Annotated in this window: 16 protein-coding genes; 1 reads left to right on the forward strand and 15 read right to left on the reverse strand. The window is 73.0% G+C overall.

Annotation, left to right across the window (positions count from 1 at the left end):
• The 15 genes from FHX81_RS10700 to FHX81_RS10770 form a co-directional block, all read right to left on the reverse strand.
• Window positions 1-327: an avidin-fold protein gene (locus FHX81_RS10700; protein WP_141977430.1), complete on the reverse strand. Its 327-nt coding sequence runs from the start codon at window positions 325-327 to the stop codon at window positions 1-3.
• Window positions 324-1,646, reverse strand: coding sequence for an ATP-grasp domain-containing protein (locus tag FHX81_RS10705; RefSeq protein ID WP_141977432.1), 1,323 nt, complete (start codon window positions 1,644-1,646; stop codon window positions 324-326). The genes FHX81_RS10700 and FHX81_RS10705 overlap by 4 nt, the downstream gene beginning before the upstream one ends.
• Window positions 1,643-2,674: an FAD-dependent oxidoreductase gene (locus FHX81_RS10710; RefSeq protein ID WP_141977435.1), complete on the reverse strand. Its 1,032-nt coding sequence runs from the start codon at window positions 2,672-2,674 to the stop codon at window positions 1,643-1,645. Before FHX81_RS10710 ends, FHX81_RS10705 begins: the two co-directional genes overlap by 4 nt.
• Before the next feature lies 1 nt (window position 2,675).
• A complete protein-coding gene (locus FHX81_RS10715; RefSeq protein ID WP_141977437.1) occupies window positions 2,676-4,217 on the reverse strand; it encodes a class I tRNA ligase family protein in 1,542 nt (513 codons plus the stop codon).
• On the reverse strand, window positions 4,214-4,585 hold the full coding sequence (locus FHX81_RS10720; protein ID WP_342787187.1) for a cupin domain-containing protein: 372 nt from the start codon (window positions 4,583-4,585) through the stop codon (window positions 4,214-4,216). The genes FHX81_RS10715 and FHX81_RS10720 overlap by 4 nt, the downstream gene beginning before the upstream one ends.
• Window positions 4,582-5,859 (reverse strand): lysine N(6)-hydroxylase/L-ornithine N(5)-oxygenase family protein, encoded by a 1,278-nt coding sequence (locus FHX81_RS10725; protein WP_141977439.1) that lies wholly within the window; start codon window positions 5,857-5,859, stop codon window positions 4,582-4,584. Before FHX81_RS10725 ends, FHX81_RS10720 begins: the two co-directional genes overlap by 4 nt.
• Before the next feature lie 186 nt (window positions 5,860-6,045).
• On the reverse strand, window positions 6,046-7,392 hold the full coding sequence (locus FHX81_RS40420) for an NB-ARC domain-containing protein (RefSeq protein WP_211363456.1): 1,347 nt from the start codon (window positions 7,390-7,392) through the stop codon (window positions 6,046-6,048).
• A gap of 284 nt (window positions 7,393-7,676) precedes the next feature.
• On the reverse strand, window positions 7,677-8,900 hold the full coding sequence (locus tag FHX81_RS10735; RefSeq protein ID WP_170232003.1) for an MFS transporter: 1,224 nt from the start codon (window positions 8,898-8,900) through the stop codon (window positions 7,677-7,679).
• A 134-nt stretch (window positions 8,901-9,034) separates the two neighbouring features.
• The gene (locus tag FHX81_RS10740) at window positions 9,035-9,862 is read right to left on the reverse strand and encodes an isocitrate lyase/PEP mutase family protein (RefSeq protein ID WP_141977444.1); all 828 of its coding nucleotides are present in this window, start codon (window positions 9,860-9,862) and stop codon (window positions 9,035-9,037) included.
• Window positions 9,863-10,350: 488 nt separating this feature from the next.
• Window positions 10,351-10,836, reverse strand: a complete 486-nt coding sequence (locus tag FHX81_RS10745) for a hypothetical protein (RefSeq protein WP_141977446.1) — start codon at window positions 10,834-10,836, stop codon at window positions 10,351-10,353.
• A 26-nt stretch (window positions 10,837-10,862) separates the two neighbouring features.
• Window positions 10,863-11,120: a hypothetical protein gene (locus tag FHX81_RS10750; protein WP_141977448.1), complete on the reverse strand. Its 258-nt coding sequence runs from the start codon at window positions 11,118-11,120 to the stop codon at window positions 10,863-10,865.
• The gene (locus tag FHX81_RS10755) at window positions 11,117-12,043 is read right to left on the reverse strand and encodes an ABC transporter ATP-binding protein (protein ID WP_141977450.1); all 927 of its coding nucleotides are present in this window, start codon (window positions 12,041-12,043) and stop codon (window positions 11,117-11,119) included. The genes FHX81_RS10750 and FHX81_RS10755 overlap by 4 nt, the downstream gene beginning before the upstream one ends.
• On the reverse strand, window positions 12,040-12,276 hold the full coding sequence (locus tag FHX81_RS10760) for a helix-turn-helix domain-containing protein (RefSeq protein WP_141977452.1): 237 nt from the start codon (window positions 12,274-12,276) through the stop codon (window positions 12,040-12,042). Before FHX81_RS10760 ends, FHX81_RS10755 begins: the two co-directional genes overlap by 4 nt.
• Window positions 12,276-12,755, reverse strand: a complete 480-nt coding sequence (locus FHX81_RS10765; protein ID WP_141977455.1) for a DUF2975 domain-containing protein — start codon at window positions 12,753-12,755, stop codon at window positions 12,276-12,278. The genes FHX81_RS10760 and FHX81_RS10765 overlap by 1 nt, the downstream gene beginning before the upstream one ends.
• 76 nt (window positions 12,756-12,831) lie before the next feature.
• Window positions 12,832-13,191: a CU044_2847 family protein gene (locus FHX81_RS10770; protein WP_141977458.1), complete on the reverse strand. Its 360-nt coding sequence runs from the start codon at window positions 13,189-13,191 to the stop codon at window positions 12,832-12,834.
• 1,006 nt (window positions 13,192-14,197) lie between these two features.
• Between FHX81_RS10770 and FHX81_RS10775 the strand changes: the two genes are divergently transcribed.
• Complete coding sequence (locus tag FHX81_RS10775; protein WP_141977460.1) at window positions 14,198-15,640, forward strand: phosphatase PAP2 family protein; 1,443 nt, start codon at window positions 14,198-14,200, stop codon at window positions 15,638-15,640.
• Window positions 15,641-15,689: the final 49 nt, after the last annotated feature.

Genomic DNA, 15,689 nt, shown 5'->3' on the forward strand with positions numbered 1-15,689 from the left:
TCAGCGCACCTCCTCGAGGTAGGAGACGCCGGTCGCGGCGTGCTCGCCGTAGCGCTGCCACTCCTCGCGCAGCACCAGGCGGCCGTCGGGCTCCTGGCGCGGCACGTTGACCGTGTGGCCCGCGATGACCTCGCCGGTGATCAGCACCATCGTGTAGGCCAGCCGGATCGTGCCGTCCGGGCCGCACGTGCCGGTGACCGTGCCGCGGCGCACCTTGCCGCCGGTGAAGTCGGCCCACACCAGGTCGCCGTCCTGGTGGTAGCGGGCCTCGGTGCCGTCGCCGCCGCCCGCCTTGCGGAACCGCCGCCCGTCGTAGTTGATCGTCATTCGTCCACGTCCAGGAGTCCGGTGGGCATTTCCAGGGTCGCGCCGGGTGGCAGCGGGTCGATCCGCTCGGCGTCCAGCTCGACCAGCGCCTGCGCCGCCACGAGCCGGTCGCGGCAGGTGTCGGCGTCGTCGGCCGCGCACACCACGAACGAGTGGCGCGCGATGTAGCCGCCGGGGGGCAGCCGCAGGCTCGCGCCGGGGTCGACCATCGGCGCGGCGGTGACCAGGCCGGGCGCCTCGGCGGGCACGGTCACCGACCGCACCACGCAGTCGTGGTCGGGGTAGCCGAAGCGGATGCCCGCCACCGAGCGCTTCGTCGCGGCCACCTCGGGCCGCCGGCCGGTGGCGACGTCGAACAGCACCTCGCCGGGGTCGATGCCGGTGGCGGTCTTGCCGAGGAACGGGATCAGGTCGCCGCCGAGCCTGCCGTTGATCTCGATGATCACCGGGCCGCGGTCGGTCAGCCGCACCTCGGCGTGCGTGATGCCGTCCTCGACGCCGAGCACGCGGTGCGCCCGCGCCAGCGTGTCCATCAGCTCTTCGTCGCGCAGCAGCGGGTCGTCCGCGTCCACGACGTGGCCGACCTCCTCGAAGTACGGCGGCATGCCGGTCTGCTTGCGGGCCAGGAACAGCGGCTGGTACTCGCCCTTGTGCAGCGCGCCGTCCACGCTGATCTCCGGGCCGTCGGCGTAGCCCTCCACGATCGCGCCGCCGCGGTAGGGCTCGTCGCCGATCAGGCTGGCGTCCGAGGCGACCCGGAACGCCGCGTCCAGCTCGCTCTCGTCGGCGGCGAGCACCACGCCCATGCTCGCGCCCAACGCCCGCGGCTTCACCACGACCGGGTAACCGATGCGCGCGGCGGCGGCACGGGCCTCCTCCACCGTCGCGGTCATCTCACAGCCTGGCTGCGGCAGGCCGGCGGCGGTGAGCAGGGACCGCGTGTGGTACTTGTCCCGGCAACCGTCCACACCGGACACGCTCAGCCCCGGCACGCCGAACTCGGCGGCGATGTGCGCCGACGGCATGACGAACGGCTCGTCCCAGCACATCACGCCGACGATGCGCCGCCGTGACGCGACCTCGCGGGCGGTCTCGGCCAGCAGCTCGTGGTCGAACAGGTTGATCACGGAGATCTCGTCGAAGTACGCCCGCTGCCAGGTCGGCTGGATGTTGTTGACCAGCACCAGGTCCAGCCCGGCATCCCGCGCCCGGCCCGCGATCGAACTCACCAGGTACTCGCGGTACAGCTTCAACCCGCTGCCGATCACCAGCACGGCGTCGGTCGTCCGATTGTCGGCTCCGCCGACGATACCGCTCATGTCCCTACCTCCTCGGCGATCCGCTCGGCGACGACGGGCGCGGTGCGGAACCCGTCCCCGCCGCTGGCCGCGCGTGCCCACGTTGACGGTCCGATCCGGACCACTTCACCACCGCCGGTCACCGGGTCGACCGCGTAGTGGCACGTCCTGCTCCCGGTGACGGTGTAGCGCTCCCAGTCGGCCAGCACCGACGACAGCGCCAACCGGCCGGTCCACGCCTCCGCGTCCTCCCCCACCGCCTCCACCTCGCGGCACAGGGTCGCGGAACTGATCTTGAGCTGCGTCCCGTCACCGGGCGGCCACAGCCACGCCCGACCGTCGTCCCCGATGCGACCGGCACTCGGCGCGCCCTCCCACCAGTGCGCCAGGTCGTCAGGTGGCCGCAGGTAGACGGTGACCTGCCGGTGCAGCACCGTCGGCACGTCCACCAACCCGCCCGACCACGGCCCGGCGGCCACGACCACCGCGTCGCCCCGCACGGTCAGCCCGTCGGCGGTCACCACGGCGGCCGCGTCCACGTCGACCTCCCGCACCGCGCACCCCGGTCGCAGCACCACCAGCGGCTGCTCGCGCAGCCACCGCACGGCGGCGTCGAGCACGCGGTCGGCCAGCAGCACGCCGGCGTCGACCTCCAGCAGCCCGGCGGACCCGGCGGGGAAGCGCAGGTGCGGGTACTTCTCCGGGGCCACCGCGGAGACCGGCACGCCGGCCTCCGCCGCGACCTCCAGCGCCGCGCCCACCGCGTCGGCGGGCCACCCGGTGACCACGCCGACGCGCCGGTAGAACCGCTTGCCCAGCAACGACTCCAGCTCCAGCCACCGCCGGTGCAGCACCGCCGAGGCACGGGTGGCGGCCACGTCACCCGGGTCGAGCGCGCGGATCGCCCGGTGCTCGTCGTGCGACGTGGCGGCCGGGTTCGGCACGGGGCCGGAGTCGAGCACGGTGACGCGCAGCCCGGCGCGCGCGCACCGGACCGCGGTGAGCAGCCCGGTGACGCCCGCGCCCACGACGACCACGTGCCGACCCATCTCAGACCACCCCGGCCGACAGCCTCGGCAGCGCCCGGGGCGTGATCTCGGTGGTCGACGGCACGGCCGGGATGTCCGTGTCCGGCAACGCCTGCGCCGCCAGGTCCACCAGGATCGGCGCGGCGCAGCGCAGGAACACGTCCAGCTCGTGCCAGAAGTCGCCCGCGTCGGCCTCGGCGACCTCCCACCGCGACAGCCGGCCCAGCTGCTCGGCCACCAGCTCGGCCGCGCGGCTGAGGCTGAAGTGGCGCAGCTCGTAGGCCGCCGCGAAGCGCGCCACCACCCGTGCCGCGACCGACCGGGACCGGTCCGACACCGGCAGCGGCCCTTGGCCGACCCACCGCCGCGCCTTGTCCACCACCGCGTTCCACGGCTCCACGAGCCGGGTTCGGGTGATGGTCTCCAACCCGTCGTGGGTGTAATTGGTGCGCTGGTGCTCCGGGCTGGTCGTGGCCAGGTGGAACCGGATCAGGTCGCGCGGCACCCGCCCGGCCAGGTCCCGGCCCTGCACCACGTGGCCCCGGCTGGTGGAGAACTTCTCGTTCTCCAGCTCGTAGAACTCGTTGGTGACGAACCGGTGGGGCAGCGCGTAGCGGTCGCCGTGCGCCATCAGCATGGCCAGGCCCGCGACGGCGAACGGGAACGTGTTGTCGAACCCGAGGAAGTACACCACCTCCGAGCCCGCGCCCGCCTTCCACAGCTCGTCCTCCGCGCCGAGCGACACGCCCCGCGCCTCGGCCGCCAGCGCGGCGCAGTGCATGCTCCACGCCTGCGTCTCGGCGTTCGGGTTGATCACCTGCCCCGGCGTCTCGGCGAACGGGGCCGGGATGCCCCACGAGACCGGGTGCGTGATCGGGAAGTCGGGCAGCGGCCGGGACAGCAGCTCCTCGACGAGCTGCGCCATGTGCGGGCGCATCGAGTCGGCGTGCCGGGCGAAGTGCTCCCGCAGCCGCGGCCGGAACTCCTCCAGCGGCAGCACGAGGACGTCGGCCTCGCGCAGCTCCACCGGCTCCTCGGGGCGCAGCGTGGCGCGCGGGTTGACCAGGTCGCCCGGCGCCACCGGGTGACCGCAGCTCTCGCACAGCCCGGCGCACCCGTCGGCCAGGCACAGCGGGCACCCGCCGCGCACGTACCCGTCCACCAGGAACTCGCCGGTGCGGGACAGGTACGGCAGCTTCACCGTCCGCAGCCGCAGGCGCCCGGTGGCGTGCAGCTGCTCCATGAAGCCCTCGACCCACTTGGTGAACCGGCTGTCGAACCCGGTGAACCCGTCGACGTCGACGCCCACCGCCGCCAGGGTCGCCTCGATCTCGGCGGCCGACCGCTCGGCCAGCTCGCGCGGCCCGAGCCCGAGCCGGTGCGCCGTGGTCACGACGTAGGTGGGCGTGTCCTGCGCGCCCGTGCCGAACACCGCGTCGCGGCCCACCGCGCGGGCGTAGCGGGTGTGCACGTCGGCGGCGAGGAACGGACCGGCCAGGTGGCCGAGGTGGAGGTCGCCGTTGGCCGTGGGCGCGGGCGACACCACCACCACGCGGCCGGTCACCGCTTCTTCTCCTCGTGGCGGGCCACGAAGGCCGCGGACATGTCGGTGTCCCACCAGATCGCGTAGTACTCGAAGTCGGCGTCGTGCTCGTTGAGCACCTGGTGGGTCGTGCCCGGGATCAGGTGCGCGATGTCGCCCTCGACCAGCTCGCGCCGCTCGTCCTCGACGACCAGCGTGGCGCGGCCCTTCATCGCGATGAAGATCTCGTACTCGTGGTGGGAGTGCGCGGTGGACACGTCGCCCGGCCGCACGACGCACCAGGCGCCCTCGAACGGCGCGTTGAGCACGTCCCACGGCAGCAACCGCTCGGAGTCCAGGCCGTAGGCGCGGGTCAGGTTCTCCCGGTCCAGCCTGCGGATCTCGATCATGCCCCCGCCACCTCCACCGCGCGCCGGTCGAGCAGGTCGCCGACGATGTCGCCGGACCGGTGCGCGAGCACGCTGATCAGCGAGTCGGCGATGCCGTGCGTCTCCTCGTTGACGCCCTGCAGGTACAGCGCGCCCCAGGCGGACTCGCCCAGGTCGACCCGGTAGCGGCGGCTGACCGCGACGTCCTCGACGCCCGTGCGGGCGACCAGGTCGCGCACCAGCTTCGGCATCCGCGGCTCGTAGCCGGTGCCGAGCAGCACGACGTCGCAGTGCAGCGGCTCGACCTTGCCGCTCTTGCGGTCGCGCACGTCCAGGACCACCTCGTCGTGCTCGACCCTCGCCCGCACGACCTCCGTCATCGAGCGGACGGTCGAGCGCGGCTTGCCCAGCATCTTCTGCTGGTAGAGCATCGAGTACGTCTCGTCCAGGAACGGCGGCGCGAGACCCGCGTAGTTGGTCAGGTGCACCTCGTCGAGGATCTGCGCGCGCACTTCCGGCGCGCAGTCGTAGAACTCGTCCACGAAGGACGGGAAGAACAGCTCGTTGACGAACTTGCTGGTCTGGTAGTTCTGGAAGCCGATCGAGCGCAGCACGATCGTCGGCTCGCACTTGGGCAGGTCGTGGTGCAGCGCCATGAACATCTCGGCCGCGCTCTGCGCACCGCCGATCACCACGGCCCGCAGCGGCTTGTCGGCGTCGAGCTGCGCGACCCGCGTGCAGTACTGGGTGCTGTGGATGACCCGGTCCGCGGGCAGCTCGCCGAACACCTCCGGCACGCGCGGGTCGCGGCCGATGCCGACGACGAGGTCGCGGGAGCGCACGGTGTCGCCGCCCGCCAGCGTCACGACCCAGCCCCGGATCGAGCCGTCGTCGCCGCGCCACGGGTCGATGCGCTCGCCCCGCGCGCCGTAGCGGACTCCCACCTGCTCGAGGGAGTTCGCGACCCACTGCATGTACTCCGACAGCTCCCACCGGTACGGGTTGAACGTGCTCAGGTTGACGAACTCGTCCAACCGGCCGGTGGTGTGCAGGAAGTTCAGGAAGGAGAACCGGCTGCGCGGGTTGCGCAGGGTCACCAGGTCCTTGAGGAACGAGACCTGGCTGCGCGCCCACGGCAGCAGCAGGTTGCGCTGCCACTTGATGTCCGGGTGCTGCTCCAGCAGCAGCGTGTTCTCGGCGAGGCCGGGCACCCCCGACTCCTCGATGGCCGCCGCGAGGGCCAGGTTCGCCGGGCCGGCACCGATCGCCAGCACGTCCACCTCTTGGTCTGTCACATCCCACCCCGATCTTCGTGTTCGGCCGAAACTGTGCGCGTGCCAGTGCCGGCTGCGCACACCGGTGCGCGGCCTGATTCGTTGGTTCGTCGGTTCCCAGTGGGGAAGAATTAAAGCCCCGGTTCGCGGGAACACATTCCCGCGAACTCCCGGATGAATTCCGTCAAGCGTCCGGCACGACTACAGTCAAGCCGACGGGACGGTTGATCGGTAGTGCCGGCCGGCCGTGACAATCAATTCCTGGCGGGCCGGGCGGCGCACCGCGTGGCCGGTGCCGCGCAGGTCGAGCACGAACGCGCGGGCCAGCGGGTCGAGCCGGTACGCGCCCGGTCTGCCCGCGCCGCGCAGCAGGCCCGCGTCCGCCAGCTCGTACACCGGCTCGTCGTCGGTGAACGCGCCGAGCAGCACGGGCTCGTCCACGGGCTGGTGCGCCACCTGGTGCAGCACCGCCTTGGCCGCTTCGCCGAGCCCGAGGTAGGTGGACTGGTAGGAGTCCCGGACCGACAGGTCGCCGACGCGCAGCCAGTCCAGCAGCGCGCCCGGCTCGGTCAGCCGCGCCAGCACCCGGCTGACCGGGACGTCCGGCCTCGCCGCGAGCCTGCGCGCGGCGATGTCCAGCGCGAGCGGCAGGTCGCCGCACAGCCGGGCCAGCCGGTCGCAGTCCTGCGGCTCGGCCGCGACCGGGTCCGGCACGGCGCCCGACAGCATGGCGATGGCCTCCACCCGCGGCGGCACGGCCAACCGCAGCCTGCGCACGTCGCGCAGGCCGAGCAGCGGCGTCCGGCCGACGATGATCGTGCGGCTGTGCGGGCTCTCCACCAGCAGCGGCCGGACCTGCCGCTCGTCGCGGACGTTGTCCAGCAGCACGACGAGCCGGCGTTCGGCGATCAACGACCGGTACAGGCACGCCTGCTGGTCGACGGTGTCGGGCAGGTGCTCGACGGGCACGCCGAGCGCGCGCAGGAACCCCTCCAGCACGGTCCGCGCACCGCGCTCGCCCGGCTCCAGCGGCCCGAGGTCGACGTAGAGCCGGCCGTCCACCGCGGCGGCGGCCAGCTGGTGGGCGTGGTGCAGCGCCAGGTCGGTCTTGCCGACGCCGGCCGGCCCGCTGATCACCACCGGGGTGGCCGGGTCGGTGGCGAGCAGGCGCAGTTCCCCGGTCCGGCCGACGAAACCGCGCGGCCTCATCGGCAGCTGCGCCGGGCGCGGGAAGCACGAGCGCGCGGCGACCGGTTCCGGGCGGCTCGACGTGCCGCCCGCCTCGGGGTCCAGCCCGCTGGAGACCTCCAGCCACCGCCGCCGCCACTGCTCCCGGTCGCCACCGCACGCGGCCACGAACGCCAGCGTCACCTGCAACGTCGGCATCCGGTGGCCGCTGGCCGCGCTGGACAGCACCGACGAGGAGTACAGGGCCGCCCGGCCCATGTCCCGGTACGTGGGGTTGCCCGCCCGAGCGCGCAGTCGTCTCAATTCGCTCGCGAAGGTCGCGACCGCGCCGGACGAGACGTCGACAGGTTTTTCCGGTCTACCCATCCCCAGCGGATCCCTTTCTCTCCATGTGCGGGCCAAGCATGAATAAGGGGCCGACTCCCCGCTACCGCCGATCGGAGGACCATAGGATTTGAATATGACGGCAAACCGAGGGTCCGTAACGTTTAGCCGGGGACGTATTTGTGACCGAACGTCGCGACACGTGCGCGGCGCGTTGCGTCCGTATTATCGGCGACCCGGAAAATGCCCGGAAAAGAGCCTCGCGCCGAACGACGACCGGCCCGGCAGGGCGTCGCCTGCCGGGCCGGTCGTCGGTGCGGGGATGGTCACACGGTGGTCTTGTTCTCCCGCATGCCCACCATGGCGAACCAGCCGCCGAGGAGCCCGAGCGCACCGCACAGCAGCCACACGCCGTTGCCGAACGCGCCCCAGGCCAGCACGCCGAGCGTCGGTCCGAGCGCCGAGCCGAGGCCGAACGTGGCCTGGTGCGTGCCGACGTACCGGCCGCGCACCGAGGCGGGGAACTTCGCCGGGTGCGCGAACATCGTGGGCCCGCTGATCATCACGCCGAGCACGAACACCGCCGTGCTGACCACGATCACGACCGCGTGCGAGCCGAGCCCGTAGCCGGCCGCGCCCAGGCCCATCACCGCCGTGCCGACCGCGCCCGCCGCCCACGGCACCCAGTTCTTCACGTACGAGGTGATCTTCAGCTCGGACACGACCAGGATGATCGACGCCGTGGTGAGCACGATGCTGTAGAGCGCCGCCGGGTGACCCTCGCTGGTGATCTTCAACGGCAGCGCGACCACGTACTGCACGTAGATGAGCGTGCCGAGCAGCACCGAGGCGAGGAACGCCAGGTACCGGCCGTCGCGCAGCATCACCGCGTACGCCGACCGCTTCTGCTCGCCCGACTCGGCTTCGTCCTCGTCGTCGCGCGGCGCGTCGGTGGCGGGCAGCGTCAGCCGCGCCACGACCGCGTAGGCCAGCGCCGACACCGCGTCGAAGTAGAACAGCAGGTCCCAGTCGAGCAGGATCAGGCCGGCCGCGATGAGCGGCGCGAGGGCCGCGCCGCCGTTGAGCGCGATGCGCATCATGGAGAACGCCATGACCCGGTGCTCGGCCGGCATCAGCTCGCTGAGCAGCACGGCCGCCGCGGGCCGGTAGCACTGGGTGGCCAGGCCCGCCGCGCCGATGGCGACCAGCAGCCCGCCGAACAGGCCCGGCGTGCTGAGCGTCGGCATGACCGCCAGCACCGCCGCCGACGCCGTCATGGCGCCGACGATCGTGGCGCGCGGCCCGAGCCGGTGCACCAGTTCCCCGCCGAGCAGCGTGCCGAGCACCGCGCCCGCGCTGTAGCACGTGAGCGCGACACCGGCCTGGCCGATGGAGAAGTGGCGCACGGTCAGGTACAGCACCAGGAACGTCTGCGCGAACGCGCCCAGCTGGTTGATCAGCACGCCACCGAGCAGGTAGCGGACCGGCTTGGGCGTGGCGCGGACGCTCGCGAAGACGCCGCCCGGTGCACCCGCTTCCTTCGTGGTCACTGCGATTCCCCGTCCGCCGTCCGAATTGACGCCTCGTCATCCGTCGGGACGCCGTGGCGGCGTCCCGACGGGCCCAGTCCACCCGAGTCGGCCGTTGTCCGACAGGGTTGATCTGAGCTGGCGATCAATCGCGGTCAGCGCGCGAACACACCGTTGACGGCGCCGAAGTCCAGCGCGCCGTCGAGCTCGGTGTAGGTGCCCTTGGTCAGGGCCTCCTCGGTGGCGCGGTGCGCGACGGAGTACGCGGCCTGGGTGACCGCGGTGCCGAGGCTGACCCGCCGGACGCCGACGGCCTCGAACTCGGCCACGGTCGGCGCGCCGGGGCCCGCCATCACGTTGACCGGCAGCGGCGAGGCCTCGACCAGCGTCTTCAGCACGTCCAGGTCGACCAGGCCGGGCACGAACAGCACATCGGCGCCCGCTTCGGCGTAGACCGCCGCACGGGCCAGCACGTCGTCCAGCCGACCCTCGGGCTCGCCGACCTGGAAGAGGAACACGTCGGTGCGGATGTTGACCACCAGTTCGGGCAGCCCGGCCCGCTGCGCCGCCTCCCGCGCCGCCCGCAGGCGCGCGGCCTGCTCCTCGGCGGTGAACAGCGGCACCCCGAAACCCTTGGAGTCCTCGATGTTCACGCCGACGGCGCCCGCGCCGATCACGGCCTCGACGGTCGCCGCGACGTCCTCAGGGGCGTGGCCGTAGCCGCCCTCGACGTCGGCGGTCACGGGCACGTCCACGGCGGCGGCGATCAGGCGCACCTGCTCGACCATCTCGTCGCGGGACAGGCTCTGCCCGTCGGGCCGCCCGAGCGCCCACGACACGCCGCCGCTGGTGGTGGCGACGGCCTTCGCCCCGGCGCGGGCGATCATGGCGGCGCTGCCCGCGTCCCAGGCGTTCGGGAGCACCAGCACCCCGTCCGCGTGGAGGCCGCGCAGTAAGTCCGCCTTGGGCTTGTTGCTGTGCATGGAGATGTCACCTTTCCGATGACCGCGACTGGGTGGGGCGGCGCATCGTAACAGCGCCAGGCGACGGTCGAGGTGGACTTCCAAGCCCTGTAACGGGTTGACGCCCGCGGCCGACAGTGCCGGGTGGGCGCACGCCCGTGATCCGGACGTCCGCGACGGCGGCCGTGGTGAGCGGCGGGAACCACGCGGAGCTGGGCGACGACCGGAGCCCGGCGCAGGTCCGGTACGACGGAGGACGCCTCGGTCCACCTGACCTGCGGCGACCCGCGGCTGGCCGACGAGCACGGCGCGGAGGCCGGGTGTCCGCGTCGTCTGCGACGCCAACCCGGCCTCCGCCGACTACCACCGGCGCGACGTCGACCGGCCGGCCCGCTCCCCGCGGCAGCAGGGCGGAACCGCGCCGGGCGAGGTCCGGCAGGTGGCCGCGAACCTCGCCACCGACCGACGCCGACGCGCTCGGCGTCGTCACGCGCCCCGGGTCGCCTTCCTCACCGGTTGGCGTCGTCGCGGGACAGGCGCAGCCAACCGAGCAGCAGGGCGCCGGCGGCCCAGCACAGCAGCGTCACCACCGAGGACGTCCACGTCATCCCCGGCACCTGGCCGATCAGCAGGAACGCCGCGCCGGAGCCGGGCAGCAGCCGGGCGAGCGCGGTCAGCCACTCGTTGCCGAAGTTCGGCAGCACCAGCGGCAGGACGAGCATCAGCAGGAACACCGCGACCAGCGTGCCCGCGGTGTTGCGCAGCACGAAACCCAGCCCCAGCGCGAACGCCGACCCGGCGGCGAAGACCAGCGCGACGTCGGGCAGCACGTCCAGGCCGCCGGCCATGCTCAACAACGGCCGCGCCGTCACGAACGACGCGACCGCGGCCGCCGACGACAGCAGCACGCCGAGCACCGTGGCCACGACCACCGCCACCACCGCTCGGGACAGGAACAGCACCGCGCGCCGTGGCGTCCACTGCAGGCTCGGCACGATCCCGCCGGTCGCGTAGTCCGACGTCAGGCGCTCAGCGCGAGCGCCAGCAGCGCGAACTGGCCCGGCAACGCCGTCACGGACGCCGCCGCCCAAGCCGACCGCCCCGGCGTCGGATCGGGGGACGCCGCCGCCTCCAGGCCGGCGATGGTGGCGATGCCGACCACCGTCACCGCACCCGCGGCGAGGAACCACCACGTCGCCTTCACCGTCCACAGCCGCGTCCACTCCGCGGCGCACGCGCGGGCGAACACCCGTCCGACCGAGACCTCCCGGACCGTCATCGCGCCCCCTCCGTCGCGAGCTCGTGGCCCTGGTACTCGACGCTGCCGCTCGTCAGCTCCAAGTAGGCGTCCTCGAGCGACTGGCGCACCTCGGAGAGGTGCTGCAACGGGACGTCCAGGGCGTGGGCGAGCGCGCCGACCTCCTCGGCGGCACCGCCGTCGACCAGCAGCTCACCCGCGTCGACCCGCTCCACCTCGAACCCGCGTTCCCGCAGCCCGGTGAGCAGGACGTCCGACCGGGGACTGCGCACCCGCACCTGGACGTGCCCCAGGCCGCTCATGATCCGCTCCGTCGTGGCGTCGGCGATCAGCCGGCCGCGGCCGATGACGACCAACCGGTCGGCGACCTGCTCCACCTCCCCGAGCAGGTGGCTGGAGATCAGCACGGTGCGGCCCTCGTCGGCGAGTTGGCGCAGCAGCCCGCGGATCCACCGGACGCCGTCGAGGTCGAGCCCGTTGATCGGCTCGTCGAACACCAGCACGCCGGGGTCGCCGATCAGCGCCGTCGCGATGCCGAGGCGCTGCCGCATGCCGAGCGAGTAGCCCTTGATCCGGCGGCGCGACGCGCGGCCGAGCCCGACCCGCTCGATCACCTCCTCCACCCGTCGGCGGGGGATTCCGTTCGCCCGGGCGGCCACCCGCAGGTGGCCGCGCCCGGTGCGGCCGGGGTGCACCGCACCGGGGTCCAGCAGCGCCCCGACCTCGCGCAGCGGTTCGGCGAACGCCGCGTACCGCCGCCCGTTCACCAGGGCCGTGCCCGACGTGGGCCGGTCGAGGCCCAGCACCACCCGCATGGTGGTGGACTTGCCCGCGCCGTTCGGCCCGAGGAACCCGGTGACCTTGCCGGGTTCGACGGTGAAGCTCAGCTCGTCGACCGCGAGCACGTCGCCGTAGCGCCTGGTCAGCCCGCGCACCTCGATCACGTGCCCACCTCGTCGCCGTGGGCGTTGTCGTCGTCCACCCATTCGAGCAGGTCGCCGGGCTGGCACTCGAGCACCCGGCACATGGCCTCCAGGGTGCTGAACCGCACCGCCTTCGCCCGGCCGTTCTTCAGCACCGCCACGTTCGACGGCGTGAGCCCGACCCGTTCGGCGAACTCGCCGACGCTCATCTTGCGCTTGGCCAGCTCGACGTCGATGCGCACGATGATCGGCATCAGATCACCGACTCCATGTCGGCGCGCAGCGTGGTGGCCTGGCGCAGCAACGCGCGCATCACCACCATGAGCAGGCCCACCACGGTGATGCCGATGGACAGCAGGAACATCACCAGCGGCACGCCGGGGTCGTCGGCGTTGAAGCCGACGAACAGGAAGACGACCTGGTAGACCACCCACCCGGCGGCGATGGCCCACACGATCGCGTCCACCCACTTCAGGGACGCCTCGCTGAAGATGCGGTCCTTCTTGACCAGCGTCAGCAGCTTCCAGATGGCCACGATCACCACCTGCACGCACAGCACCCAGAACACCGTCACGGCGGTCAGCGGCCACCGCAGGTACGCCATGTCAGGCGACTCCTGGGCCATGTGCCGGAACTGCCCCGGCAGCGACATGACCTGGAACAGCAGCAGGACGCCGAACATCAGCACGAGGAACACCCGGAGCGCGGCTACCGCTCGATGCGTTGTGACCATGCATCGAGTCTCGCGTGTTACCTATCGAAAGTCAATCGGTAGTTGTCGTTTCACAACATCACCACTGTCCGACCGGCTAGTCCGCCGACCCTTCCACCTCCTCCTCGCGCACGGGCGTCAGGTCGCGCGTCCACGTCAGCTTGACCTTCAGGTGCCCCTCCACGCCGGTCTTGGCGATCACCGCGCCGGCCTGCGCGGTGAGCTTCACGCCGAACTCCACCTGCACCTCGTCCGGTCGCACGTCCATCTCGCGGAAGTTCGCCAACGCGGTCGACGCGGCCTTGCGCACGTGCCGCAGCGCGTCGTCGAGGGAGGTCGCGGCGGACCGGATCACGTCGCCGCCGCGCGAGACCGGCGAGATCTCCGGCCCGTCGGCCTCCACCTCGACCAGCACCACGTCGTCGTCGGGCAGGGAAAAGCTGATCAGCTCGGGCACACGTCCCCCTGGTAGGCATCCGGCGGCACCGGTTCCGGACCGCCTCGTCGGTGTCGGATCGGCCGGCACCGCGCACAGCCGGACCATGATCTCGCCCGTACCCGGAGGCCGCACGACCGGCCGCTCCCCGGTCTCCGGCCGTACGGTGCCACTCGCCCACCAGCTCCCGGGCGGCGGTGGCGGCGGTGTCGAAGTCGTCGGACCAGGCGAGCAGCAGGGTGCGCCCGGGCCGTCGAGCCCGACCCGGCCGCGTGCCCGTTCCGGGGAGAACCCGCCGACGCGCGTGGTGACCACACCCGTTCGGGTGTCCCGCACGACGACCTCGGGCGCACTGTCCGATGTGGAGGTCGTCACCGCGAACACCCGCCGGTCCAACGCGACCGCCGCCGCCCCGGGGTGCGCGTGGTGACCTCCCGCAGGGTCGGCGGCCCGGCGGGGTGGACGGCGGGCAGCGCCACCACCACACCGTCTCGTCGGGCCCGTCCACCACTTCCTCCCTCAGCACCGCGCCACGCCCGCACGGCCCCAGCCACAGGTCGGTGACCCGGCCGGACCACGGCAGCCGCCGCGCCTCGCGCCGCTCCCCGGTCCCGCAGGTCCCACTGCGCCACGTGCCCGGCGGAGTTCGTGGTCACGACGCGCCGACCGCCGGCACGGGCCTTTGTGGACACCCGGGCGGCGTTGACGGAACGTGACACCGGTGCCGGTGCGGTGGGCAACGCCAGTTGCAGCCTGCCGTAGCTGTCGCAGCCCCCAGCCGCGTGGACTTCGCCGACTCCGGCGACGCCGCCGCACCACGTCGACGGTGATCAGGTAGCCCGGCTCGTGGTGGATCTCCACCCACCCGGTGGCCACCGCGCCGCCGTAGACCCGGCTCCAACCGCCGGGGCGATCCCACCACCACCAACTGGTACCCGGACCCACGCCGTTGCGCGGCCACCCCTGCTTGGCGGGTGCGGCCGGCCGGGCAGGGTTGCCCGGTGATCGGATTGGGCACACCACCCTGGTGATTGCGACACGTGATGCGCGGCAGGTCGTGGTCGTCGAGCGGTTCGCGGTGCGCAGTGCCGTGTCGTGGGCCGCCGCCACCGCCGCCGGGGTGGCGTTCGCGGTGGTCATGGCCGTCGTGTGGTCCGGGTGGGCGCCGGTGCGCGAGGCCGACCGGGCGATCTCGGCCGGGTTGACGCGGTGGGCCGCGGGCTCGGACGTGGTGGTCGCGGTGCTGCGCGGGCTCACGCGGCTCGGTGACACCGCGACGCTCACCGCGGTGGCCGCCCTGGCGGTGGCGTGGTTGCTGCTGCGCAAGCGGCCGTGGGTGGCGGCGCACGTGGTCGTCACCGCGCTCGGCGGCGGGTTGCTCGGCGTGGTGGTGAAGGAGCTGGTCGAGCGGTTGCGGCCGCTGGTGGACGTCGAGGTGGCCACCGCGTCGGGCTGGAGCTTCCCCAGCGGCCACACGTTGGGCGCGACCGTCACCTACGGCGTGCTGCTGCTGGTGTTCGCCTCCGTGCGGCGGGCGCGGCGCGCGATGACCGCGCTGGTGGTCGTGATCGTGCCGGCGGTGGCCTTCACGCGGGTGGCGCTGGGCGTGCACTACGCCACCGACGTGCTCGGCGGCTTCCTGCTCGGCCTGCTGTGGCTCGCCCTGACCAGCGAGGTGTTCCGGCGGTGGCGTCGGGACGAGGGCATGCCGGAGGTGCCGCTGACCCGGGGCCTGGCACCGGAAGCCGCGGCCGACCTGCGGCCCGTGTCCGGGCGGCGGGTCCACGTGCCGGACGACTTCCGGTTCCTGGCGGCCCGCCTGCTCGTCGTCTGGGGCCTGCTGCTCGGCGTGTTGTTCGCGCTGGGCTCGTGGCTGACCGCCGCCGGACCGGACGTGCCCGCGGCCTGGGACCGCGCCGTGGTCGAGTGGTTCGCGCAACGGCGCGTCCCGGCGTGGGACGTGGCGATGGACCGGGTGGAGGCCTTCAGCGGTACGGGGCCGGTGATCGGGGCCGCGGTGGTCGTCTGCGTGCTGGCCCTGGCGCGGACGCGCTCGTGGCGTCCGGTGCTGTTCGTCGCGCTGGGGATGCTGGGCGAGGTCACGCTGTTCCTGCTCACCACCGCCATCATCGACCGCGCCCGGCCGGCGGCCAAGCTGCCCGCCGACCTGCCGCCCACGTCCAGCTTCCCGTCCGGGCACGTCGCCGCGTCGCTGGTGCTCGCCACGGCGGTGGCCGTCCTGGTCGTGCGCGGGACAGGGCAGTGGTGGCGGTGGCCGGTGGCGGTGCTCGCGCTGGCCGTGCCGGTGGTGGTGGCCGGGCAACGCCTCTACTCGGGCGTCCACTACCCCACCGACCTGCTCGGCAGCCTCCTGCTGGCCCTGCCCTGGATCACCGCCGTGGCCGTGACCACGCTCGGCGTCGGCGCCGCCCGATCCGCGGCACCGACGCGCTCCCACACGACGCGCTGAACCGGTTCAGCGAGTATTCGACGGTTATTCGACATCGAATCACCGTCGA

Source organism: Saccharothrix saharensis, assembly GCF_006716745.1.
GTDB classification, from domain to species: domain Bacteria; phylum Actinomycetota; class Actinomycetes; order Mycobacteriales; family Pseudonocardiaceae; genus Actinosynnema; species Actinosynnema saharense.